This is a genomic window from Candidatus Enterococcus huntleyi (assembly GCF_009933175.1).
Taxonomy (GTDB): domain Bacteria; phylum Bacillota; class Bacilli; order Lactobacillales; family Enterococcaceae; genus Enterococcus_K; species Enterococcus_K huntleyi.
The window spans coordinates 539,893-565,824 of the sequence record NZ_MAEJ01000001.1; the positions used below are offsets into that span (position 1 = coordinate 539,893).

Consider the following 25,932-nt stretch of genomic DNA (forward strand, 5'->3'; position numbering starts at 1 on the left):
AAAATGAGCGAAAGAGAGAAGCGTATTATGATTATATGGATTAATGGAGCGTTTGGCTCAGGAAAAACAACCGTTGCGGAGCAGTTAGAAAAGGAGCTTGCTGGATCGATGATTTATGACCCTGAGATTGTTGGAGACACTATGACACAATTAATTCCAGATGATATGAAATTAGCTGATTTCCAGGATTATCCGATCTGGCGACAATGGAATAAGCAGCTTCTGAAAGAAATTTATTTCAATTATCCAGGAGATATTATTGTCCCAATGACTATCTATAAGAAAGAATATGTAGAAGAAATTATTGAATCATTAGAAGATGAAGGCCTACAGGTTGCACACCTTCTTTTGGAAGTAACAAGAGAAGAGATTATTGAACGGCTGAAAAAGAGGAATGATGGAACATTGGCTTGGGGTGAGTCGAAGGTGGACGATATATTGGCAGGTTTCAAGCAGCTAGAATTCACTGAAATAATTCCTAATCATGAACCAGATATTTCGCAAGTAATCATGCGTATTAAGACACATATCCGGAAGTGAAAAAGGCGTTTCATTTTTGCAGGCGAGGATTTAATTTGTAAATGAAAAGAAAAGCTAGTACATTTTCAGTAACTGTGATACAATACTATTTATGCGACGGGTCGAGAAGGTCTCGTATTCTAGCAATAGATGCGACGACCAGATTGATTTAGCGGAGGCTACGACTTAACAGTCAACCTACCGGATGTAGGCCAGTCGGATAGATGCTTTTGTGGATAAGGCCCTATCTATTTGATTTATCAAGTACCGCGCTAACACCAATGAGAAATCATTGGTGTTTTTTTTCTGTTTTAGAATGGATATTTTCTTTTCTAAAAAATTTTTTGGTTTAATTTGGATTAAGCGTATGTAGCAAAACGGAGGCAAGTTTTGTTATATACGCTTTTTTTACTTATTTGTATAAAGCCACACCATTATGAGTTATGAAAACAACGAACAAATTATCAGAAATGAGAATAAAAAAAATTTATGCTAATCGTTTACATTATAATGTTAGTATGATATATTTATTTCGCATTAATTGATTCGCTTATTTTAAATATTATTTTATTGGAGGGACAGGAAATGAATGGATTTGTAGGAGTCATTGAACAAAAAATTATGCCAATGGCAAACAAAATCGGCTCACAACGGCACATGACAGCTATAAGAAAGGGAATAATCGCGACGATGCCACTGACGATCGTGGGTTCATTTTTCACGATACTATTGAATATTCCAATTGATTCAATTGCAGCACTGATTGAACCTTATCGGGAGGTTTTGGATATTCCATTTCGCTATACAGTAGGTATTTTAGCCTTGTATGCCACGTTCGGAATTGCTTCTTCGTTGGCTAAAAGTTATAAATTAGATTCGTTAACAGCAGGTATTCTAGCGTTAATGGCTTTCTTGATTACAGCAGCTCCCCCACTTCGCGTATTTGAAGATGTGGAAAATGTGGTGACTGCAGGCCGCTATATGAATATTGCAAATTTAGGTTCAGGTTCATTATTTGGTTCAATTGTTACGGCCATTATTTCAGTTGAAATTTACCGTCTATTTATCGCTAAAAATATTACGATTAAAATGCCTGAAGGAGTGCCACCGGAAGTTTCAAATTCATTTACAGCTTTAATTCCTGGTGCGGCAATTTTAATTTTATTCTGGGTTATTCGTCACATGTTAGGCTTTGATATCAATGGTTTCTTAAGTCAAATCTTGATGCCGTTAAAAGATGTTTTAGCTGGAAACAGCTTGATTGGTGGATTATTGACCGTCTTCTTAATCTGTTTCTTCTGGGTATTAGGAATTCATGGTCCAGCAATTATGGGCCCAGTTATTCGTCCGTTTTGGGATATGTCAATTGCTGAAAATATGGATGCATTCCAAAATAATGTCAGTGCCTTTGATATGCCAAATATCTTTACAGAACAATTTTTACAATGGTTTATCTGGATTGGTGGCGCAGGAACAACGCTAGCACTTGTTGTTCTAATGATGTTCTCAAAATCAGAATACTTGAAGAGTTTAGGTCGTTTATCTTTCTTACCAGGTCTGTTTAACATTAACGAGCCAGTGATCTTTGGGGCACCGATTGTTATGAACCCTGTATTGGGTATACCATTTATTGTCGCGCCATTGATTACAACAACTATCTCGTACTTTTTGACAATTACCGGTGTCGTACCAATGATGGTGGCACGGTTAGGTTTTGCGATGCCATCGCCAATAGCCGCATGGATGAGTACAAATTGGAGCATACCAGCAGCTATCTTAGTTATTTTCAACTTCGTATTAACAATTGGAATTTACTACCCATTCTTTAAAGTATTTGAAAAACAACAATTAGAAAAAGAACATGAAGAAAAACAAGCAGAAGCTGCACAACAATAAAATATAAAGGAAGAGGAGGGTGATTTGGCCTTCCTCTTTGGTGAATCTATCATGAGTTTTATCTATTATATTGGTCTATTCTTTATCTGCCAGATTTTAGTTGAGAAAAAAGTATTGCCTCAAAAATTAGTAAACTTGCGATTACGCTATGTTTTACTCGGTTCATTGGTAAGTATTGCTTTGGCCATGGTGATCGGGCAGTGGTTAGGTATTGGCATTTTTCTTACGGCCTCAGTAACGGTGGCTGCAAGTTCAATTATTGCTGGGAAGTATCGTTCAAAATTTGAAGAAATGGAAAGAGGGAAACGTGTATGAAGCGTCAGTTAGGTGTCTCAGTCTATCCAGATCATAGTGATCTAAATCAGGATAAAGCATATTTAAAAAAAGCTAGCGAGTGTGGATTTAGCCGGATTTTCATGAGTATGTTGGAAGTGACAGAAGGAAAAGAAGCCGTCAAAGCTAAGTTTCAAGAACTAATTTCTTATGCAAAAAGCTTAGGGTTTGAAACAATTTTGGATGTCGCGCCAAATATCTTCGATGAATTACAAATATCATATGATGATATGACTTTCTTCCATGAAGTAGGAGCAGATGGAATTCGTTTAGACGTTGGTTTCGATGGCAATAAAGAAGCGATGCTAACATTTAATCCTTTTGACTTAGCTGTCGAATTGAATATGAGTAATGATGTAGCATATCTAGATAACATTTTGACGTATCAAGCGAACAAGCCTTTTCTTTATGGTTGCCATAATTTTTACCCGCAAGAAGGTACGGCGCTACCCTATGATTTCTTTGAAAGTTGTAGTATTCGTTTTAAAAAAGAAGGTTTGCGGACGGCTGCTTTCGTTTCTTCTCAAGTAGGGACAGTTGGGCCTTGGGATGTCAACGATGGCTTGCCAACTTTAGAAGCTCATCGGCATTTAGCGGTGGATGTTGCTGCTAAACATTTATTTGCTACAGGCTTGATTGATGATGTGATTATCGGGAATGCCTATGCTTCTGATGAAGAATTGGAAGCGATGGGCGCTTTGAATCGCTATCAAACTGAATTGACGATTGAATTTGTTGAAGGAGTGAACGAAGTTGAAAAGGCGATTGTCTTAAATGAACAGCATTTCCGCCGTGGCGATATTACTCATCAAGTAGTTCGTTCGACTGAAGTTCGTAAAAAATATAAAAATGAAGCTAATCTACCGCATGACTGTCAGGACGAATTTCAGGTAGGTGATGTTGTCATTGGCAATCAGACATTTGGCAAATACAAGAATGAGTTACAAATTGTGCTAGAGCAGCATGCTGATATTCGTAAAAACAAGGTTGGTCAAGTGGTTGATGCTGAAAAATTGTTATTACCTTTTATTAAACCATGGACAAAATTCAAATTCTCTGTAAAGTAAAAATCAGAGGGATAGAAAAGTAGGGAGAAAGATGCTAGATTTATTGATTAAACGGGCGACTTTAATTGATGGGACTGTGCTAGATGTTGGTGTACGAGACAAACAAATTGTCGCACTTGCGAAAGAAATTGAAGAGGACGCGAAAGAAACCTTAGTGTTAGATGAAGATGTTTTTCTTTCGGCTGGTTGGATTGACGACCATGTGCATTGTTTTGAAAAAATGAATCTTTATTACGATTATCCGGATCAGATTGGTGTTGAAAAAGGTGTAACGACAGTGATTGATGCGGGAACGACGGGTGCTGAAAATATTCACGAGTTTTATGAGTTGGCGCAACAATCAAAAACTAACGTCTATGCGTTGGTCAATATCTCAAAATGGGGGATTGTTGAACAGGATGAACTGGCTGATTTGTCAAAAATCAAAGAGAATCTAGTGCGTCAAGCGTTGCTAGAGTTACCTGATTTTATTGTCGGGATTAAGGCTCGAATGAGTAAGACGGTTATTGGTGAGAATGGGATTACGCCGTTAGAGTTGGCGAAGAAAATTCAGGCGGATAATCAGCACTTGCCATTGATGGTGCATATTGGATCAGCGCCACCAGAGTTGGAAGAAATTTTAGCAATCATGGAATCGGGCGATGTTTTGACGCATTGTTTTAATGGGAAAGTCAACGGGATTTTAGATCAAACAACGGATAAAATCAAAGCGTTTGTCTGGGAGGCGTACCGAAAAGGGATTGTTTTTGATATTGGTCACGGCACAGATAGTTTTAATTTTCAGGTGGCTGAGATAGCCTTAAAAGAGGGCATGAAGGCGACATCGATTAGTACGGATATCTACATTAAAAACCGAATGAATGGCCCTGTCTATGATATGGCGACGACGCTGGAAAAATTATTTGTTGTAGGCTATTCATGGGCAGAAATTCTTGAGAAAATCACAGTTATTCCGGCTAAGAATTTTGGCCTTAGTCACAAAGGAAAAATTGACGTGGGTTATGATGCTGATTTCACCTTATTTAAACTGGTGGACAAAGAGAAAGAATTGACGGATTCTAATGGAAATACGCGGGTAACTACCCAACAGATACAACCGGTGAAAACTATCATAGGAGGGAATATCTATGACAATTAGTTATGAAAAATTTGGCTTAAAAGAGGTTATCAATGCGTCAGGACGGATGACTATTTTAGGCGTGTCGAAGGTTTCAGAGGCAGTTTTGGCAGCACAACGATTTGGCGGCGAGCATTTTTTTGAAATGGCGGATTTGAGCGTCCAGACAGGGGCGTATATTGCCAAACTTTTAGAGGTTGAGGATGCTCAGATTGTTTCTTCAGCTTCTGCGGGGATTGCTCAAAGTGTTGCGGCGGTTATTGGTGAGGGCAGTACATTCCATGCCTATCATCCTTATACCGAAAAAATTACAAAGCGCGAAATCATTTTGCCTAAAGGGCACAATGTTGATTACGGAACCCCGGTGGAAGTGATGGTTCAACAGGGCGGTGGACAAGTCATCGAGGCTGGCTATGCCAATATGTGTTCGCCAGAGCATCTCGAGATGATGATTACTGAACAGACTGCGGCAATTCTGTATATCAAGAGTCATCATACCGTTCAAAAAAGTATGTTGACGGTTAAGGAAGCAGCTGAAGTGGCGAAACGTCATCAACTGCCGTTGATTGTTGACGCGGCGGCTGAAGAAGATTTATTTAAGTATATCAATGACGGTGCGGATTTGGTAATTTACTCGGGTGCTAAGGCAATTGAAGGACCGAGCGCTGGGTTAGTGATTGGGAAGAAATCTTACATCGAATGGGTTCGTCTGCAAGGAAAAGGCATCGGCCGTGCGATGAAGATTGGCAAAGACAATATTTTAGGCTTCACGCAAGCGATTGAGGATTATGTAGCGAATGGGTCAGAATCTGGAGACGCGATGAAAGCTCGTTTGGCACCGTTTGTTGAAGCGGTAAATCAAATTGATGGCTTAGCTGCGCGTGTGGTTCAAGATGGCGCAGGCCGTGATATTTATCGCGGCAGTGTGACAGTGACTGGCGATAAATCAGCCAAGGAAGTGATTGCTGAGCTGAAAGCCAAGAATCCGGCTGTCTATACGCGCGAATATCAGGCCAATAATGGGATTATTGAATTTGATATTCGTTCAGTCAATGAGGCTGAAATGAAGAAAATTGTGACGCGTTTGAAAGAAATTATGTAGGCAGTTGTAAGCTGAAAATACTAAGTGAAATTAAACTAATTTCCCCTAAAAAATTAGAGGAATTGGACTTAAAGGAGAGAAAAGTATGTCATTAACACCGAATTATTTAGAGGATCGAATTTGTTTGAACGTCTTAGCGAATTCTGTTGAAAACGCCAAGGCTTGTTATGAAGCAGCGGAAGGACACGTGGTTTTAGGTGTGCTGTCAAAAAATTATGAGACAGATGAAGCAGCGATTGAGGATATGAAACGCTATCAAGCAGCTACAAATAATGCTTTATCAGTTGGTTTGGGCGCAGGCGATCCAAATCAAAGTCAGATGGTTTCTCGTTTGTCAGGTGTTTTACAACCGCAACATGTCAACCAAGTATTTACTGGTGTTGGCACATCTCGCGCGTTATTGGGTCAAGATGAAACAATCATTAATGGCTTGGTTTCACCGACTGGAAAAGTTGGTTTCGTGAATATTGCGACTGGGCCGTTGAGCTCAAAAGCGCCGGCTGGAGAAATTCCGATTGAAACGGCGATTCAATTATTGAAAGACATGGGTGGTAGCTCAATCAAATATTTCCCTATGAAAGGCTTGGCTCACAAAGAGGAATATCAAGCAGTGGCCGAAGCGTGCGCGAAATACGATTTCTATTTGGAGCCGACGGGTGGAATTGATTTGGAAAACTTTGAAGAAATCGTGCAAATCGCGGTAGATGCTGGCGTCAAGAAAATTATTCCTCATGTGTATAGCTCAGTGATTGATAAAGAGACCGGCGATACGAAGGTTGAAGATGTCAAAGCGTTAGTTGCCATGATGAAGAATACGTTGAAATAAAATAACTCGAGATAAATGACTTTGTTCAAAAATAAATTAGTGAAGTGAAGAGGAATCGATATGAAGATTGCAGCTTTCGGTGAAGTGATGCTTCGTTTAACGCCACCAGAATTTCTATTATTAGAACAAACGCATTCTTTGAGACTGGATTACACGGGAACGGGTGTCAATATTATGGGCAACTTGGCTCATTTTGGGCTCGATAGTTATTTAGTGACGACACTGCCTGACAATCGGATTGGCGATGCGGCTAAAGCGAATCTCCGTCAACTAGGGATTCATGATACGTTTATTCAACAAAATCATCAACATATGGGGACGTATTTTGCTGAAATGGGATATGGGATGCGTCCAACGCAGGTGACGTATCAAAATCGCCATAGTAGTTCTTTTGGTCAGTCGGATGAAACAGGTTACGATTTTAGTCAGCTACTAGAAACAGTTGATATGGTTCACATCTGTGGTATTTCTTTGAGTTTGACGGATGAGACTCGTCGAGCAGCACAGGCTTTGGCTAAACAGGCTCATCAACAAGGCGTGAAAGTTTGTTTTGATTTTAACTTTCGTCCGAGCTTGAATACAGAAGAGAATAAGCTTCAATTAATGAAGGAACAATATCAACAGATTTTACCTTGTTGCGATTTAGTGTTTGGCAGTCTGCGTGATTTGACTGATTTGCTGGGATTAACAGTCAAAGAAGCGTTGCCCAAGGAAGAACAAGAGAAAGAATTAATTCAGCGTTTTATGCGGATGTTTGAGTTGGAATGGTTTGCTGGCACAAAAAGAAAGCAAGTCGGTGCGGTGAAGGAGCTGACAGGAATCCTTTACACGCAGAATCAGGTGGTTGAATCGATGCCTAAAACGATTACGATTCTAGATCGAATTGGGACTGGCGATGCTTATGCAGCAGGATTGTTACTAGGTTATTGCGAGGCGTGGCCGCTAAGTGAAACTGTCGAATTTGCGACGGTTAATGCGGCTGTTTCTCACACGATTCAAGGGGATGTACCTTTGACGACTAGAGAACAAATTCAACAAATTATGAATGATCCGACAATTGATTTAATCCGTTGAGTGACGCGAATGCTAGGATGAGGATGGTCCATGAAGGCTATCCTCTTTTTTTACGGCCTAATTTTTATCGCCTAATTTGTAGAGAAAATAACAGAAAAATGATGCAGATGGTGGGAAAATACGGTATTGTTAAAGAAATGAATGAGCCAAGAGTCGTTGGCGGATGAGTGATGGGGTGCGAGACATGAACTATTGTAGTGAATGTGGTCAAGAGAATAAATTAAAAGGGAAATTTTGTCCGAATTGTGGGGCTTCTTTGGAATTGGAAAAATTGAGCGGAGGTACGCAAGAAAAACAACAGAGCGAACCTGTAGTTGATGAAATAAAACCGGTGAAGGGCGAGCAAGAAGTGAGTCAACAGACAGATGACATTCATGATGAAGCGCGCAGTGAAGTAGCTGACCAATCGGTGGATCAGGAGCTTGATAATGTAGATAAGATAATAGCTGACTGGGCACGAAATGTAGAGAATGAAACGCCAGAACCCGAAGTAGCCAGTCAATCAGAAGAATCGACTGAATCGAGTGCAGCGAATGAGGCAATTATTCCGAGTGAATTAAGTGAATCAGCAGAAGTAACTGAAGCGAATGAATCAGTTGAATCGAATGAAGTGACTAAATCAGTTGAGTCAAATGAGTCTGAAAACTTAACAAATGAACAGACACCGAAACGAATCAATTTATCTAAGAAGCAGTGGATGATTGGGGCAATAGTTGCTGCAGTGTTAGTTATTTTATTTGTCGGTTATCAGTACGGGAATAGTGTCTATACAGCTGAAAATAAAGCGACTGATTTTATTGCGGCAATCAATGAAAAGGATACGAAAAAAATGGTTCAGTTGATGACGACTGAGGATGATCATCTGAAATTAACGGAGGAGAATGTACAGCCGTTACTGAAATATTTTACAGAGAGTAAAAAAGCGTTGGCCGAAATGAAACGGGAATTAAAACAGAATAATCGTACGTATAACTTAGAGATAAAACAGGTTGGCAAGAAGTTCTTGTTATTTAATGAATACAAGGTAGAAGTTTATCCGGTCTATCCAGAAGTGACGACGAATCAAAAAGGCACGATTATTTCTGTCAATGATAAGAAGTATACGACAACCAAAAAAGCCAAATTCAAAAAGGAAATCGGCCCCTTTGTGCCGGGAATCTATAAATTTAGTGCGACGGCTAATGAGTTGACAGTCGCTAACGAGAGCCGAGAAGAGACAGTTCAGTTATTTAACATTTCTGATACCGAGGTGGATTTGACGTTTGCTATGATGTCGATTCCGATTGAAACGAATATTCCGGATGCCAAAATCTTGGTGGATGGCAAAGAGCAAGGGCAGATTAAAGACGGCACCGGCAAGATTGGACCGCTGGTTTGGCATGAAGGATTGACGATTCAGCTGACGGGTGAAGTAGCTGGGAAAACAATTGAGACAGAGAAGTATGCAGTAGAGGAATGGGAATTCGAAGAGGATAGCGAGGATAATTATCCGCTGTATTTGGATTTCGATGTGGTGGATAGATTTGACATTGAATACATTATCAATGATTTTTATTATGAGATTGAAGATGCCAGCCTGTCGTCAAATGAATATGATAAGGGAGCATTGGGCGAGTATTTTAAAGACGGCGTTAAAAATCCAGCGTTTAGTGCAGTGGATGGGTACATTACCTCTGCGAGAGCGAAAAATAAAGATCAAAAATTTGTGGATAGTCCGTATGTCGAAGTCGAGGTTACTAATTTTAAACCGCTAGAAAACAATCAATACCAAGTGGATTTTGAGGCGATCTATTATGATCCTAATACAGATGAAGAGCTTTCGAGTCAGAAGTATTCAGGTGTGAAGGTATCGGCAGTTGAAGATGACGAGAGCATTAATTTCGAATTCATTGATTTGGGCGATGGCGGAAAAACAATTGAGTAAATGACAAGAGTCGGACCGACAGAGTGATTGTGCTCTTGATGGTCCGTTTTACTAATGACGATTAATTATAGAGGACGACGAACGAATGGCAGAAGATTTATTGGTAGTGGATGGCAATGAGGAATCATTGGATTTTATAGAGGAAAAGCTGACTGAATATAATTTAGCGCATAAGGCATTAACGCAGAAAGAGGAGTTTGTTCGATTTGCCAAAGTGGCTAAGGACCAGAACGAGAAAGTGATTGGGGGCGTGATTGCCTACTCATCGATGTATCAAATTGGCTATATCGATACACTTTGGGTGGATGATGCGTATCGATACAAGGGAATCGGCCGCAAATTACTGACAGAGGTTGAACAGGAATTAGCTGACTTTGGCTGTGAAAATTGTCATTTAGATACCTATGATTTCCAGGCACCAGGCTTTTATCGAAAAATGGGCTATCAAGAGTTTGGTCAATTGCGACATGAAAAAGCGAACGTGACGGAGTATTTCTTCTCTAAGAAATTGATTGGGGAAGACCAATAGTAACAAAGATTTTGATAGAAGAATGGTTATTTTTTGAGAAAGTGATTCCCAGTTTGATAGAATAATGTTCAGTTAGGCGGATTGGTTTCTGCAAGGATTAGTGATAAACTAGACACGTATTTTCAGCGAGTGAAGCGAGTGAATCGAGGTGTACAAGTGAAATTATTTATTGACGGAGATGGTTCTCCGGTGAAGGAAGAAACGATTGAGTTGGCGCGAAAGTATCAATTGCCAGTGGTGATTGTGACCAGCGTGGATCATTATACAACGAAGGAATATCCGGATTTTGTGACATTTGTGTATGTTGACAAGGGAGCGGATAGCGCGGATTATCGGATCGTGGGCTTAACGAAGCCGGGGGACGTTCTCGTGACGCAGGATTACGGCTTAGCTTCTTTGGTTTTGAGTAAAGGCGTGCGTGTGATTCATCAATTAGGCAAAGAATATACATCAGATAATATTGAAACGATGCTTGAACAGCGTTATTTTAGTGCGAAATTGAGAAAAGCGGGGCAGCGAACGAAAGGGCCAAAAGCTTTTACGTCAGAGGACCGCGAACGTTTTGAAGAGAGTTTAGAAGCCATCATTCGTAAGCAAGTAGGTGAAGAATAATGAGTACTTACTTAGAGATTCCGGTATTTGAGAGTGAGTTATTGTACCGTTCTTTTCTTAATGATGGGATGGGAATTGTCTATCCGCACTGGCACAAGGAGATTGAGATTATTTATTCAATCGTGGGCAGTGTGCGGATTGGTGTAGGTGACACAATTATTCAGGTGGATGAAGGAGAAATTTACTTCTTTTCCAGTGGCGAGCCGCATTATTTTCTCGCTTCGCCGGAGAGTGAGCGTTATGTCTATCAGTTTGATCTGAATATGTTTGATGAGAAAACGTTGCGCGTGGGTGAGCAGTCCCTACTTTCGTTGTTTGAAACGAGAGAGCGACACAGTCGTAACTGGTCGAAAGAGGCCGAGAGTAAGGTGCGCGAAATTTTGCTGAATCTTTATCGCTATAATAATGAATCGGCGGATGGCACGAATTATCTGTTGCTCTCAGAGCTGTATCATTTGATTGGGACCTTCTATCAAGCCTTGCCGCAAACGCATCAGGAATACCGACTAGCCCATCGTTCGACGATTCGCTATAAGGAAACCTTGGAGCGTTTGAATAAGGTATTTGATTATGTGGAAGAGCACTTCTTAGAGCCAATTACCTTAGAAGAAGTGGCTCATTTTGTCGGCTTTAGTCCGTATTATTTTACGCGTTTCTTTAAAACGAATACAGGGAAAACGTTCATGGGTTTCCTAAATGAGTACCGGATCACGCAGGCCAAATTTATCTTGGCTAATGAAAAAATACCGATGGCTGAGGTTGCTGAAAAATCTGGTTTTACCAGCGTCAAAACGTTTCATCATGTCTTCAAGGAATCGGTGGGGGTCGCGCCTTTACAATATCAGAAACAGTTGAATGAGACCTTGTAACTGGTTGCTCGATTATGAATTGGCTGACAAAAATCGTGTCTTAGATTAAGGAAATGAATAGAACTGTTAGGTATTTTTGATCTAGCGGTTCTATTTTTTTACGCTCAGGATTTTCGCGAGTGTTATTAGAGAAAATGGCAGAATTTAATTCCTCTTTTTCTAGTGAACTTTGTGAAAACTCATTTGGAAGCGTTGACTTTTTTAGTTAGGTAGGCTATATTTTTATTGAAAAGTAAGTTTATCATACTAACTAACTTACGAAGTCTATTAAGGATTTGTGGATTGGTTTTGCACAGAAAATTAATGGATACTGAAAGGATTATTCATATGTATTACAAAGAAATCGAATCATTTCCTGAGAACTTTTTATGGGGTGCGGCATCAGCGGCATATCAGATTGAAGGGGCTTGGGATGCGGATGGCAAAGGGCCTTCTATTTGGGATGAATTTTCTCGAATTGAAGGAAAAACATTTGAAGGAACCAATGGGGATGTAGCGGTTGACCATTATCATCGTTACAAAGAAGATGTTGCTTATATGAAAGAGATGGGCTTAAAAGCGTATCGATTTAGTGTCGCGTGGAGTCGTGTGATTCCAGATGGCGAAGGCGAAATTAATGAAAAAGGCTTGGCATTTTACGAAGATCTTGTCGATGAATTATTGGCAAATGGCGTGGAGCCAGTCTTGACTTTATATCATTGGGATATGCCTCAAGCGCTCCAAGAGAAATACGGCGGTTGGGAATCTCGTGCAGTGATTCCAGCCTTTAAAAAATATTGTGAAGCGTTATTTCTTCGTCTAAAAGGGAAAGTTAAATACTGGGTGACAATGAATGAGCAGAATGTTTTCACTTCTTTAGGCTACCGTTGGGCGGCGCATCCGCCAGCAGTTACGGATTTGAAACGGATGTATGCAGCCAATCATATTGTTAATCTGGCAAATGCTGAGGCGATTTCGTTATTTCATAAGTTAGTTCCAGGAGGTTTGATTGGTCCGAGCTATGGTTATGGTCCGATTTATCCGTTGACAGCAGATCCGTCTGATGTCTTAGCAGCTGAAAATGGCGAAGCGTTTAATAATGATTGGACGCTGGATGTTTATTGTCGTGGCAAATACCCTAAATTTATCATGAAGCAGTTAGAACGTTTGGGGATTGCGCCTGAGGTTACCGCAGAAGATAGTCGGATTCTACAAGCAGCTAAGCCAGACTTTCTAGGAATTAATTATTATCATGGCGGCACGGTACGGCAAAATCGAATTGAGAAACCGGAAGCTGTTCAATCAGAGCAAGAAGGTACTGAGAAGAACTTCTCGAAGACGGATCCTTATTTGATGCAGCCGAAAGAAGAGCAAGCTATGGCACCGGAAGTTCCGATGTTTAATGGGATTGAAAATCCTTATCTAGAGAAAACAAAATGGGGTTGGGAGATTGATCCAGTTGGTTTCCGTGTAGCCCTGCGTAGAATTCAATCGCGTTATGACTTGCCGATTTTTGTGACGGAGAATGGTTTAGGCGCCTTGGATGAGTTAACGGACGACAAAAAAGTGCATGATGAGTATCGAATTGCCTACTTGGAAGAGCATCTGATTGAGATGAAAAAAGCAATTGCGGATGGCGTTGATGTCATTGGTTATTGTGCGTGGTCCTTTACTGATTTATTGAGCTGGCTAAATGGTTACAAGAAACGTTATGGCTTTGTCTATGTGGATCGCGATGAGCATGACGAAAAGACGCTGGAAAGAATTCCAAAAGATAGCTTTTATTGGTATCAACAAGTCATCAAGGAAAACGGCGAAAATCTAAAGGAATCCTAGTCAAACAGCGTATCAAAACATAACAAATTAAATACATGATAAACTATAGACAATCAATGCAGCTGCATCTGAAAGTTTTCGAATTATCTAGAAAAGAAGCTGAGATAGACGAATGGTTCCGTCTCGCTTTTTTTCTTTTGGAGCAGAAATGAGGGGGATATGATGAAAAAGGTTTTAGTGGTAGACGATGAGCAGGCAATTCGTGAGGGCTTAACGTATTTGATTGATTGGGCGAGTTATGGGTATGAGATTATTGGGACAGCTAAAAATGGTAAAGAGGGATTGCAGTTGATTGGTGAGAAATCGCCGGATTTGGTAATTACAGATATTAAAATGCCTCAGTTAAATGGGCTGGATATGATCAAAGAAGCGAAGAAGTTGGGTCATTCTGTACAGGCGATTGCTTTATCGGGTTATTCTGAGTTTGAGTATGCTAAAAAAGCGATTCAGCTGGACTTTTTTTCCTATTTGCTGAAACCAATTGATGAGGAAGAGTTAATTGATAGCTTAGAACGGCTGAATCAGCAAGAAGAATCCGTACATACGGTGAGTTTGCAGCATCAGTTGGTTAACAAATTATTTGGTAATGATGCAATACCATTGACTGGCTATCAGTGGGTTAATTGTTTGCGAACAAGGCAGCCGTTGGAAGAGAAAGTTCTGACGAAAATTAAAAAAATGCAGGTGGAGATTATTTCGTTGAGCCATTATGGTTATACCTATCAGGTGCTGCTTTGTACCCAGCCTGAGGCCCCTCAGACAATTATTAAAAAATTGATGAAATCGGGTCAAGAAGTGATCGCGACAGGCTGGATTGAGGCCAATCAAAATCTTGGCGTGCTCTATTCAGAAATTAATTACCTGTCACGTTTAACGTTTCTGTTTCCCAATCAGTACATTTCACCGGGGCGTTTTTCGCGGGAGAAACCAACGGAGTATTCCCATCAAGAAGTTTTGCAGCAGTTGACGAAATCAGTGGTGACAGCGGAGCATTTGAAGGAAGCATTTGCCGATTATGCGACTTATTTTTATACGAAGTTACCGTTTGAGGAAGATTTGAAATGGCAAATTAATCAGGATTATCATATGATTATTCGCCAAGTAAAAGCCCAAGCAACAGTGGATATTCAAGAGTTTACCGTGACTTTTAGCACAGAAATTTTTGAAGCAACGACTTTCGAAGAATTGTTGAAGCGCTTTACTAGTCAGCTGACCAGATTGTCGGCGATTGTGGCTGAGTCATTGAATAATATTGATATCATCTCTGAAATTTTGCACTATGTGAATGGTAATTATATCGAGAATTTATCGCTAAAAACGATCGCTGAGAAATTTAACTACAATAGTGCCTATCTAGGTAAAAAATTCCGGCGTGAGACGGGTAAGAGTTTTGTGAATTATCTTGAGGGGATTCGGATGGAAAAAGCTGCGAGTCTGCTGACGACATCGAATCTAATGGTTTACGAGATTTCAGAACAAGTGGGCTATAAAAATGTCGATTATTTTTATAAGAAATTCCGTCAATATTATAAAATCTCGCCGAATGAATATCGCAGTCAGGATAAAGTTGAGCAGGACGCTACAGGTGAGTAAATCACTACTTTTGTAGGTATGAAACACTAATCTGCTCTGTATAAAAATTGCCGGGCTATTGGCTATAATATGGGTAGTATGATAACGTTTACTTTTTGAAGGTGGGATTTAGATGTTTTTATGTTTTGACGTGGGCGGAACATTTGTAAAGTATGGACGATTCGACCGCAACGGCCAGGAATTAGAAAAAGGCAAATTTAAAACGCTGCTCTCCTCGAAGGAGGCATTTATTGATTCTCTTGTGGATCAAATAAATATAGCGGACACACAAAACCAACTACAAGGCATTGGCCTCAGTTTCCCCGGATTTGTAAATACTGAGACGGGTGAGGCAATTTTAGCCGGTGCTTTGACCGAGCTACATGGCGAAAATATTTATGATTTATTGAATGAACGATTGGCTAAAACTTATCCGATGGTCATCGAAAATGATGCCAATTGTGCGGCTTTAGCAGAAAACTTTGGCGGCAATGCGACACAGGTCTCCGATTTTGCACTTATTACGTTAGGTACTGGGATTGGTGGTGCAATTGTTGTCGATAACCAGATTTTGCACGGGCATAGCTATCGCACAGGAGAGTTAGGCATGATGGTGACTGATTATCATCACTCTGAGCATAAAACTTTGCATGAGCTTGCTTCAACATCAGCGCTTGTTACCAAGTACCGAGAATTAAAAGGAATTGACTCCGCGCAAGAAGTTTTAGGTGAGACAATTGTCTCAGAGCTTAGTGATGAGCGAGTCAAACAAATGGTCCAAGAATGGGCGCAATTTGTCGCGATTACGGTCTTTAATACCGTCGTTATGCTGAATCCTGAAAAGGTTTTGATTGGTGGCGGCATCAGTCAAAGCCAAGAAATTATTGCACTTATTAATGAAGAATTACAGAAAAATCGTCATTGGCCAGATTTTGAAGTGCCCGTTGAGGCCTGTCATTTCTTCAATGACTCAGGTCTGATTGGGGCCTATTATTTAATCAAACAGAAGGTTGAGGAGGAAATAAAATGAAATTCACTGATGGAGGCTGGCTTGTCAAAGAAGGATTTGACGTCAATTATGCCGTTCATGTTTATGACACAAGAAAACAGGATAATACCTTAATATTTTACATGCCATATAGCTACGTTGGCCATAAAGGCTTCACGTTAGATGGTGGTTTGATGACGATGGAAGTCTCAACGCCGCATGCCGATGTGATTGGTGTGAAATTATATAATTACAAAGGGGTTCAACCGAAGACACCCGATTTCCATGTTGAAACGCAAGAAATCCAGCCGGTTATTCAAACAGAAGGCGAAGTCTATCAGTTTGAGTCAGGTGATTTGCGTGTAGAAATTACCAAAGGCGAACAACTAAACACGCGCTTTTATTACAAAGGTCAATTAATTACCCAAAGTATGCCCCGGAGTAAAGCCTTAGTTCATGATCCAAAAGGGCACGCGCATATTAGTGAACAGCTAAGTATGGATGTCGGCGAAGCAATCTATGGCTTAGGCGAACGTTTTACGAATTTCGTGAAGAATGGTCAAACCGTCGATATTTGGAATGCCGATGGTGGCACGGGTACGGAACAGGCCTACAAAAATATTCCATTTTATGTCAGCAACAAAGGCTATGGCGTGTTCGTGAATTCACCGGATAAAGTTAGCTTTGAAGTTGGTAGTGAAAAAGTGTCTAAAGTTCAATTTAGTGTACCCGGTCAATCGATGGAGTACTTCATTATTGCCGGTGACACGATGAAAGACGTCTTGAAAAATTATACTGATTTAACAGGGAAACCATCGTTACCACCTGCTTGGTCATTTGGTTTATGGTTGAGTACGTCGTTCTTAACAGATTACGACGAAGCGACCGTTAACTCTTTTGTCGATGGTATGTTGGATCGTGATATTCCGTTGGAAGTCTTCCATTTTGACTGTCTATGGATGCGTGAATATGAGTGGTGTAACTTTACTTGGGATGAGCGGACCTTCCCAGATCCAATCAATATGTTGCGTCGTTTGAAAGAGAAAGGCTTGAAGATTTGTGTCTGGATTAATCCCTACATCGGTCAGAAATCACCGTTGTTTGATGAAGGCATGGCGAAAGGTTATTTCTTAAAACGAGCGAACGGCGATGTGTGGCAATGGGATAAATGGCAAGCCGGAATGGCGATTGTCGACTTTACTAATCCTGAAGCGACGGCTTGGTACCAAGGCAAATTGCGAGAGTTAATCGCGATGGGCGTTGACTGCTTTAAGACGGACTTTGGTGAACGAATTCCAGTGGATGCAGTCTATGCAGATGGTTCTGATCCTGAGAAAATGCATAACTATTATGCCTACTTATATAACAAAATTGTCTATGATTTAATAGTCGAAGAAAAAGGCAAAGAAGAAGCGATTCTATTTGCTCGCTCGGCGTCTGTCGGCTCACAAACTTTACCTGTTCATTGGGGCGGCGATAGCACGTCAGATTATCCATCAATGGCAGAAACATTACGCGCTGGCTTGTCCTTTGGTTTAGGTGGTTTCGGTTATTGGAGTCATGATATTTCTGGCTTTGAAGCGGGCGCAACACCTGACTTGTATAAACGTTGGACGCAATTTGGTTTGTTGTCTTCTCACAGTCGTTACCACGGCAGCTGGGAATACAAAGTGCCATGGATTTATGGCGAAGAAGCAGTCGATGTGGCGCGCTACTTTACCAAATTAAAATTACGCTTAATGCCTTATTTACAAGCACAATCAGTAAAAACATCAGAAGTTGGCTTGCCAATGATGCGTGCGATGGTCTTAGAATTCACAGATGATATCGCAACGCACCAATTAGACCAACAATATATGTTTGGCGATGATTTATTAGTCGCACCAGTCTTCAATGATGCTGGACAAGTGAAATTCTACGTGCCAAACACGAAAGGTATCTGGACAGATCACTTAACCGGTAAACGTTACGCAGGCGGACAATGGTACCAAGAAACCGTCGATTATTTCCACTTATCATTATTAGCTAGACCAAACGCGATTATTATCGAAGGGAACACCGATAATCAAGCAGTCTATGACTATACAGAAGCACCAACAATCCATGTCTATGAGCTAGACACAGATGCAACAGCATCAGCACTTGTTTACAATGAACACGGCGAAAAAGTTGGCGCAGTCTCAGCTAAACACGTTGACGGAAAAGTCAAAGTGACGTTGGAAGGGATTAAAGAAGCAACCGTCGTTCTGCATGGCGAAGAAACCAAAGAAGTAGCCGCAAAAGAAGGCGTGACAAGTATTTAATTGAGTTAATAATAAACGAACCGCCCACGAATAGTTAGAGATGATCTCTAGCTGTCGGGGCGGTTCTTTTTTTAAGAAAGCATAAGTCTTGAGAGTATTTGGGAACTCTTTTGAATTGGCTCTCTAGTACTTTTTACTGCTCCAAAATACTGTGCCGCATCCGGGATTCCTTCCATCAAGCTATTCGCAGTCTAGTCGCAAGCAGCATAACAAAGAAGGTTAATCTCATTGTTAGCTTAGCTAGCTTATTGTAAGGCAGGTGATTTTCAATTTCTGTCCATCAAGCTGCGCATATCATTTCACTAGTGCTAAGGTACGGAAGCGAAATGTTCCATTTCACAGATATCGCACTGCGTTTACCATTCTACTTCTTGAAAACTTGGCAAGTGGGGTTGGAAAAATAACAAATCCTTTTTCAATATTTTTTAATATAGTGTTGCGAGCTAAGTGTTTCTGAGTTTTTTTCCACTAGTGCCTATTCGCACTCTTTTTTGAGAATTTTAGTAAAGTATCAAATTGCAAGAATCCCTTGTCCAAAAGGTTTTACCTTTAGAATCATCTATTTGTCCTCCGTTTTCAGGGTAAAAGTTGTGCGAATGAAGACTAGTGGTAAAAAACTAGCTATTTATTAGGTGTTAAACTATAGAATTAAAAATCATAAGAGTGACAGAAGGTAGAAAACCTCAATTCTATGGGCTCTTACTATAAAAATCATCTGCAATCGAATGTATATACAGCTTTGATTCAAATTTTTTATCTATAGAATAGAGATTTCAGTGCTTTCCCTCACTAGTGTCTATTCGCACTGTTTTTAAGCTTTTTATAGAGCATCAAATTATAAGAATCCCTTGTCTAGTAGGTTTCTTCTTCAAAATCATCTTTTTACTGCGAGATTTATCTTAAAAGTTGTGCGAATGAGGGATAGTATTAAAAAAATCAATATTCTCTGATGCTTTTCCACCTTTATTCTTTTTTAAATAACGGATTGAGATTTAATCGGCAAAAATATTATCGATTGAATAGTAGAAGCCCCGGCATATTGCCGAGGCTTCTTTTAATGAATTCGATTGGTTAGTACGTGGTCAAGCTATTGATAATAATTTGGACTTTGGTGCCGTGCATTTCTTGGCTGCGAATGCTGAGGCCATAATCGTCGCCGTAGAACATTTTAATCCGGTTGCTGACGTTGCGTAAGCCGATATGCTTGGTGACGTCCAAATCATTTTGGGCGATTTGTTCGCGAATTAAATCTAGATGCGCGGGGGAGATCCCGATACCGTTATCTTCGACTTCAATAATTAGTTTTTGTCCTTGTTTATCGATAGTGAGTGTCACTAGTCCGTTTTCCTCGATGCCTTCTAAGCCGTGAGCGATGGCATTTTCCACGAGGGGTTGAATAAGTAAAGGTAAGAGTTCGATTTGTTCGGGATCAATTGTGTCGGCAATGGTCATTTCGAAGTTGACTCGATCGCCGAAACGCATTTTTTGAATGTCCGTATAGACCTTGACGGTTTCGATTTCTTCGGCTAGCGTGGTGATTTTCTTGCCTTGATAATCCAAAGTAAAGCGCATCGATTTTGATAAAAGCTTAACAGATTGCGCGACTTCTGGATTGCCATTTTTAAGAGCGGTCATCCGAATGGTTTCTAACGTATTAAATAGAAAATGCGGATTAATTTGGCCAGCTAACAGTCGGAATTCCATTTGTTGCTGTTGATTCAAGAGTTCTTTTTCTGAGAGTTGTCCTTGGAATATTTGTTCTTCCTTTTGTTTAATTCGCTGGGTAATCGTATGGAAATCTAGAGAAATTTTAGAAATCTCATCGGCGCCATCGATTTGTTTGAAGAAGTCATAATCTTCGATTGATGCGTGGTAGACGGCGGTTTGTAAATTTTTAATCCGACTGGAAAAGAAATTGGCAAAGATAATCATAACGAGTGAGGTCATCAGTAGGACAACAATCAAGATACTGATCCAACGAATAACGTTTGATCTGAGATTTTTGTAGGCACTGTAATCAACGGAATAGATGACGACATGGTCTTGATCATTGGCTAAATCTAAAGTGTTGATGGCTACTAAGGCATCTTTAGTTTTATTGTTGGACTGAAAAGTTTCTTGCTCGTCTAAATGGTTCTCTATTGGAAAACTTACCTCTTCACCAGCTTGTTGAATGGTATCACTATAAAGTAGTTTTTGATTATTAAGCTGAATTTCTGTGTAATAGCTAGAATTGGTTATACGATTTTTCAAATAATTGTAATCCACTTCCATTTTCAGCACGGATTTGTATTCAGATAAAGGTAATGGTAGTGGCATATACAAGGTTAATTTAGGAATGGCATCTTCTATCTCGATGGTCCAGAACTCATTAGGTTGACTAGTCGCTTGTTTAAACCAAGTAGTGGACTGAATTGCAGGAGTTGCATAGGAAAAGCTTTTGTATTCTGTTAAGGTTTTATTTGTTGAATAAATTGTGAGGTTATAGATTGAAGTTTCTTGTTTGTGTAGACGATTCAGATAAGTATATTGATTTTCTGCTAGTAGCGCTTCATCTTCAGTAGTGTAAACTGCTGAAAGGATGTTCCGCAATTCATAATCAGTTGACATATAACCAGCAATTCTTTTAAAGGAATTTGTTGTATCAAAGACTATCGATTTTACACGGCGAGCATTGGCTGCTGCCAGACCTTTGTAGTTTTCAGTGAGCTGCTGTGTTGAGTCTGTTGTCAAAATGAGTCCAATGGCCAAGGTTGACAAGAGAACTAGGGGAACAAAGATAATAAATAATTGCTGACGAATCGGGTAACGATTGATTTTATTAAGAAATAATCGGAAATTCATGGCATTCACCCTAATCTAGTATTGTTTATAGATAGAAAGAAATAAAAATGAGCAGCAGTACGCGGCAAATGAAAAGCCAAAAACAAATAACAAGATCTTCATGCCCGGCATTAAGACAAGTAAGCAAAAAATGGTCAGTGGCAATAAGAGTACGCCTATCACTTTAACAGGATTGTCAAAAGGAAGCAATAAAGCATTCTTCAATGTTTGTTTTAACCCATTATCGAAACGACCAACTAAAGAGAAGCTAATCAGTAGGGCCAATAAGAAATAGCCGGCGATAAAGAGGGCAGCCAAACCAACGATACTAGTCAAAATGGTTTTAAAGGCAAACCAGAAAATACTACTAAAGAATAAAAAGAGAATCGGCATACCTAGACTAAAATAGACAGCTGTGGCACGGCGCCAATTTTCTTTAAAGTAGCTGAAATAATCTTTAATTAGGTAAGCATCTTGATGTTCTGCATATTTAGTCGTCACAGCCAGTAGTGCTGTGGTAGCAGCCCCAATCGTCACGATGGGTAAGCAGGTGAGGATAAAAATGACATTTAATAGAACGAATTGAATAAAAAGAGTCACATTTTGATGGAATGAACTATCCATGTTGAATTTCATATAAAGAACCTCCGATTGTTTTGATGTCTCTATTTTACATGAGTTTCGCTTGTTGTGAAAGCGGCTGCAAAATTGGTCATGAGCTTAGGAAGCTCGATTTATCAAGGTTTTATTTGATTATGTAGGCAAATGACTAAAAAAGATGTCTAGTTTTTACTGCATGGAGATACGTTTTTTCATAGTTTCAAAAAAGAAATCAGATGCTATGATTACAAATGTAAAAGCGGTTACAAATTAAAAAGGGGTGAAATAATGGAAATTAAACAGAGCAAAGGAGAGAAATCTGCAAAGCGGAGTCGCCGAGATGGTAAAATCATGTTTCTTTGTATCGTACCATTCCTGATTCTAGTCTTCTTATTCTCTTACTTCCCATTACATGGTTGGATTTATGCGTTATATGATTATAAGCCAGCCTTAGGGTTATCAGGTAGTGAATTTGTTGGTCTGAAATGGTTTACGGTACTGGTCTCCAGTCAAACTCAATTGAATCAAATTATTCAAGTAATGAAGAATACATTTGCTATGAGTTTTCTAGGGATTGCAACATCAATACTACCTGTGTTTTTTGCAATTTTATTAAATGAGATCAAATGTAAATGGTTTAAAAATCTTGTTCAAACATTGACTACTTTACCAAACTTTATTAGTTGGGTGTTGATTTATACAATCGCCTTTAGCCTATTTTCTTCAGCAGGTTTAATTAACACTTTACTACAAGAAAATGGTTTGATTTCAGAAGCGATTAAGTTCTTAGATAGCGACAATCATACATGGTTGATGATGTGTCTATGGAATATCTGGAAAAGTCTTGGCTGGGGAGCGATTATGTATCTCGCAGCGATTGCTGGTGTTGATCCAGAGCTATATGAATCAGCAAGAATTGATGGCGCAAATCGTTTCCATCTAATGCGTTATATTACTTTTCCAGCATTAATGCCAACATACTTAGTTATGTTGATGCTTTCGATTGCCAATCTATTAAACAATGGGATGGATCAATACTTTGTTTTTCAAAATGCTTTTAACAAAGAACATATACAAGTCTTGGATTTATATGTGTATAACATCGGAATGGGTGGCAATAGCCTATCTTTAGCAACCGTTCTAAGTATGTTGAAGAGTTTAATTAGCGTTGCGTTACTCGCTACCGTAAACTTTGCTTCGAAAAAAATTAGAGGAAGCTCTATTATTTAAGAGAGGAGAAAGAGAAGATGGAATTATCTGCAAAGAAAAAGAATAAAATGAAGCCTCATAAGCTTCCTCGAACCAAAGAAGATGTCTTCTTTAATATTGTGAATTATACATTTTTCGCATTAATTACCTTAATCTGTGCGTATCCTTTTTATTACTTGATTATTAATTCGATTAGTAATAATGAGTTGAGTGCCTTAGGTTCTATTCGCTTTGTACCAAACGACATTCACTTAGAAAATTATAAAGAAGTTCTTCAACTAGATGGTCTTTCACTAGCAGCGGTCGTTTCGGTAGCTAGAACAGTTATCGGAACGACCTTGACGGTGCTGGCTTCAGCTTTTCTAGGGTTTATGTTTACCCAACAGAAAATGTGGAAACGTCAATTTTGGTATCGTTTTGTAATTATCACGATGTACTTTAACGCGGGGCTTATCCCACTGTTTATTACGATGAAAACATTGGGATTAACGAACAACTTCTGGGTCTATATATTACCAGCAATTGTCCAACCATTTAATATCATCTTGGTGAAAACGTACATTGAATCGATTCCGGCATCTTTACAAGAAGCTGCTGAAATGGATGGCGCAAATATTGTTCAGATTTTCTTTAAAGTTATCTTACCAAATTGTATGCCAATCTTAGCAACAGTAGCGATATTTTCTGCTGTGGCACAATGGAATTCATTCCAAGATACCTTAATTTATATCACTGATCAAAAACTATATTCATTGCAATATTTACTTTACACATATATCAACCAAGCCAATTCATTAGCACAAATGGTAAAAAATTCCACTGGTTCCTTATCAGGTGTAGTGTCTGCAGCGACAACGCAAACGCCAACATCGATTCGGATGACCGTTTCAGTAATTGTTGTACTACCAATTATGTTTATCTATCCTCTATTTCAACGCCATTTTGTAAAAGGAATTATGCTAGGCGCTGTTAAAGGATAAGACTATTTATAAGGAGAAGTTGAAAATGAATTTAAAGAAAAAAATTGTTGCAGGGTTACTAGGGGTTACACTTTTGACGAGCTTAGCAGCTTGTGGTTCAGGTAAAAGTGAAAGTAAAAGTAAATCAGATAAAGATGAATTGTTGACAGTGGATGTTTATGATGGGTTAGCTAACTATATGGGTATTCAAAAAGGTTGGTTTGCTGAAGTGATCAAAGAAAAATTCAATATCGAGTTAAATATTATCGCGCCAAACGTTGCTGGAAATGGGGACACATTGTACCAAACAAGGACAGCCGCTGGAAATTTAGGCGATATAATCATTGTAAATACTGGAAAGGAATACACTGAATTAGTAAAAGGTGGATTATTGTATGATGCAACGGATAGTTATAAGGATATGAAAAATATCAAAAAATTCGATCGTGCAGTAGAGTATTTGAATAAGGATTCTGATGGGGTTTATGGTTTTCCAACAGCGGTTTCTAGTTTGCCATCAACTACACCATCTGAAGGATTAGACTTGAATTTTGGTGCATATATACGCTGGGACCTATATGGTAAAGAAAATTACCCATCAATGAAGACAATTGAAGATATCTTACCTGTTTTGAAAAAAATGCAGGATACAAATCCGAAGTCTGACTCTGGAAAACCAACTTATGGCTTCTCACTTTTTGGTGATTGGGATGGAACTATGATGACCATGGCCAAACAGATGGCACCGTTATATGGTTATGATGAAATGGGATTTGCTTTTGCAAAAGCAGATGGGACAGACTATCAGAATCCAATGGATGACGATTCATATTATGTACGAGCTTTGAAGTTCTTTAATAAAGCTAATCAAATGGGACTGGTAGATCCGGAATCGACTACTCAAAATTACGATACTATGTATCAAAAATATCAAGATGGACAAATCTTATTTTCGTGGTGGCCATGGCTAGGACAAGCTGCCTACAACACACCAGAAAACGTAGGTAATGGAAAAGGGTATATGTTAGCACCAATCGACGATCAAGAAATTTTTTCTTTCGGCGCAGATGTTTATGGTGGTAAACAGTTTATTGGGATTGGTTCCCAAGCAAAAGATCCAGAGAGAATCGCTGAATTTATCGACTGGCTATATTCTCCAGAGGGAGCATTGGCAAACACTTCTCAAACACAAGGTAGCGCTGGTATTGAAGGCTTAACTTGGGAAATGAATAAAGACGGTCTTCCAGAATTGACAGAATTTGGTAAAAAAGCACTATTTGATGGGAAAACAACTGTACCGAAAGAATATGGTGGTGGGACATACCAAGATGGAGTTTCGGCATTAAATGTAAACACAGTTTTGGGAATCGATATAAATCCAGATAACGGATACCCATATAATTATACAACATGGGAAACTTATCAAAAAGATAATACCACTCCACTGCAAAATGATTGGAGTAGCAAGATGGATAATAGTTCAACTACTTTAGAATATTTAGAAAAAGAAAAACAAGTCATGGTTGCACCTGGAGCAAGCTATGTAGCACCAGAAGAGGACTCAGAAATAGAAGTTTTACGAAATCAGATTGGTTCAACTATTACGGAGTATTCTTGGAAAGCTATCTTCGCTAAAGATGATACGGAATGTGACAAATTAATCGAAGAGATGAGAAATATCGTCTATGGCTTGAATTACGAAAAAGTATATGACATCGATTTAGCTAATGCGAAAGAACGAAATGAGCAAAGAATACTTGTCAAAGAAGAATATGGTGAATAATTACAAGTTAGG

At 39.4% G+C, this 25,932-nt stretch carries 21 protein-coding genes; 19 read left to right on the top strand and 2 right to left on the bottom strand.

The window, feature by feature from the left end; genetic code table 11:
• The first annotated feature begins 3 nt into the window (after positions 1-3).
• From BAU15_RS02270 to yicI, 16 genes are all read left to right on the top strand, one after another.
• On the top strand, positions 4-540 hold the full coding sequence (locus tag BAU15_RS02270; RefSeq protein WP_272927904.1) for an AAA family ATPase: 537 nt from the start codon (positions 4-6) through the stop codon (positions 538-540).
• Between the two features lie 564 nt (positions 541-1,104).
• A complete protein-coding gene (locus BAU15_RS02275; protein ID WP_161841118.1) occupies positions 1,105-2,415 on the top strand; it encodes a PTS sugar transporter subunit IIC in 1,311 nt (436 codons plus the stop codon).
• Positions 2,416-2,466: 51 nt separating this feature from the next.
• Positions 2,467-2,730, top strand: a complete 264-nt coding sequence (locus tag BAU15_RS02280) for a hypothetical protein (protein WP_161841119.1) — start codon at positions 2,467-2,469, stop codon at positions 2,728-2,730.
• Positions 2,727-3,815 carry a DUF871 domain-containing protein gene (locus BAU15_RS02285; RefSeq protein WP_161841120.1) on the top strand — a complete coding sequence of 363 codons (1,089 nt, stop codon included), beginning with the start codon at positions 2,727-2,729 and terminating at the stop codon, positions 3,813-3,815. Before BAU15_RS02280 ends, BAU15_RS02285 begins: the two co-directional genes overlap by 4 nt.
• 31 nt (positions 3,816-3,846) lie before the next feature.
• Complete coding sequence (locus tag BAU15_RS02290) at positions 3,847-4,953, top strand: amidohydrolase/deacetylase family metallohydrolase (protein WP_161841121.1); 1,107 nt, start codon at positions 3,847-3,849, stop codon at positions 4,951-4,953.
• The gene (locus tag BAU15_RS02295) at positions 4,943-6,034 is read left to right on the top strand and encodes a DgaE family pyridoxal phosphate-dependent ammonia lyase (RefSeq protein WP_161841122.1); all 1,092 of its coding nucleotides are present in this window, start codon (positions 4,943-4,945) and stop codon (positions 6,032-6,034) included. Before BAU15_RS02290 ends, BAU15_RS02295 begins: the two co-directional genes overlap by 11 nt.
• Before the next feature lie 85 nt (positions 6,035-6,119).
• On the top strand, positions 6,120-6,860 hold the full coding sequence (gene dagF, locus BAU15_RS02300) for a 2-dehydro-3-deoxy-phosphogluconate aldolase (RefSeq protein WP_161841123.1): 741 nt from the start codon (positions 6,120-6,122) through the stop codon (positions 6,858-6,860).
• 60 nt (positions 6,861-6,920) lie between these two features.
• Positions 6,921-7,934 (top strand): sugar kinase, encoded by a 1,014-nt coding sequence (locus BAU15_RS02305; protein WP_161841124.1) that lies wholly within the window; start codon positions 6,921-6,923, stop codon positions 7,932-7,934.
• Between the two features lie 163 nt (positions 7,935-8,097).
• Complete coding sequence (locus BAU15_RS02310) at positions 8,098-9,858, top strand: TcaA 3rd/4th domain-containing protein (RefSeq protein WP_161841125.1); 1,761 nt, start codon at positions 8,098-8,100, stop codon at positions 9,856-9,858.
• 85 nt (positions 9,859-9,943) lie between these two features.
• A complete protein-coding gene (locus BAU15_RS02315) occupies positions 9,944-10,387 on the top strand; it encodes a GNAT family N-acetyltransferase (protein WP_161841126.1) in 444 nt (147 codons plus the stop codon).
• 156 nt (positions 10,388-10,543) lie between these two features.
• On the top strand, positions 10,544-10,999 hold the full coding sequence (locus BAU15_RS02320) for a YaiI/YqxD family protein (protein WP_161841291.1): 456 nt from the start codon (positions 10,544-10,546) through the stop codon (positions 10,997-10,999).
• Positions 10,999-11,868 (top strand): AraC family transcriptional regulator, encoded by an 870-nt coding sequence (locus BAU15_RS02325; RefSeq protein WP_161841127.1) that lies wholly within the window; start codon positions 10,999-11,001, stop codon positions 11,866-11,868. Before BAU15_RS02320 ends, BAU15_RS02325 begins: the two co-directional genes overlap by 1 nt.
• A gap of 327 nt (positions 11,869-12,195) precedes the next feature.
• Positions 12,196-13,683 carry a glycoside hydrolase family 1 protein gene (locus BAU15_RS02330; RefSeq protein ID WP_161841128.1) on the top strand — a complete coding sequence of 496 codons (1,488 nt, stop codon included), beginning with the start codon at positions 12,196-12,198 and terminating at the stop codon, positions 13,681-13,683.
• 162 nt (positions 13,684-13,845) lie between these two features.
• Positions 13,846-15,276 (top strand): response regulator, encoded by a 1,431-nt coding sequence (locus BAU15_RS02335; RefSeq protein ID WP_161841129.1) that lies wholly within the window; start codon positions 13,846-13,848, stop codon positions 15,274-15,276.
• A 112-nt stretch (positions 15,277-15,388) separates the two neighbouring features.
• Positions 15,389-16,285 carry an ROK family protein gene (locus tag BAU15_RS02340; RefSeq protein ID WP_161841130.1) on the top strand — a complete coding sequence of 299 codons (897 nt, stop codon included), beginning with the start codon at positions 15,389-15,391 and terminating at the stop codon, positions 16,283-16,285.
• Positions 16,282-18,546, top strand: a complete 2,265-nt coding sequence (yicI, locus tag BAU15_RS02345) for an alpha-xylosidase (protein WP_161841131.1) — start codon at positions 16,282-16,284, stop codon at positions 18,544-18,546. The genes BAU15_RS02340 and yicI overlap by 4 nt, the downstream gene beginning before the upstream one ends.
• A gap of 1,071 nt (positions 18,547-19,617) precedes the next feature.
• On the opposite strand, the gene BAU15_RS02350 is transcribed toward yicI, so the two are convergent.
• Together BAU15_RS02350 and BAU15_RS02355 are read right to left on the bottom strand one after the other, a co-directional pair.
• Complete coding sequence (locus tag BAU15_RS02350) at positions 19,618-21,390, bottom strand: sensor histidine kinase (RefSeq protein WP_161841132.1); 1,773 nt, start codon at positions 21,388-21,390, stop codon at positions 19,618-19,620.
• Positions 21,391-21,405: 15 nt separating this feature from the next.
• Positions 21,406-22,005 (bottom strand): YesL family protein, encoded by a 600-nt coding sequence (locus BAU15_RS02355; RefSeq protein WP_161841133.1) that lies wholly within the window; start codon positions 22,003-22,005, stop codon positions 21,406-21,408.
• Between the two features lie 252 nt (positions 22,006-22,257).
• Here BAU15_RS02355 and BAU15_RS02360 point away from each other — a divergent pair, with 252 nt between their 5' ends.
• From BAU15_RS02360 to BAU15_RS02370, 3 genes are read left to right on the top strand one after another with little or no spacing between them, the layout of a single operon-like run.
• Positions 22,258-23,199 (top strand): ABC transporter permease, encoded by a 942-nt coding sequence (locus tag BAU15_RS02360; RefSeq protein WP_161841134.1) that lies wholly within the window; start codon positions 22,258-22,260, stop codon positions 23,197-23,199.
• Between the two features lie 17 nt (positions 23,200-23,216).
• Entirely contained in the window at positions 23,217-24,158 is a 942-nt protein-coding gene (locus BAU15_RS02365) for a carbohydrate ABC transporter permease (RefSeq protein WP_161841135.1), read from the top strand.
• A gap of 25 nt (positions 24,159-24,183) precedes the next feature.
• Positions 24,184-25,920, top strand: coding sequence for a type 2 periplasmic-binding domain-containing protein (locus tag BAU15_RS02370; RefSeq protein ID WP_161841136.1), 1,737 nt, complete (start codon positions 24,184-24,186; stop codon positions 25,918-25,920).
• Positions 25,921-25,932: the final 12 nt, after the last annotated feature.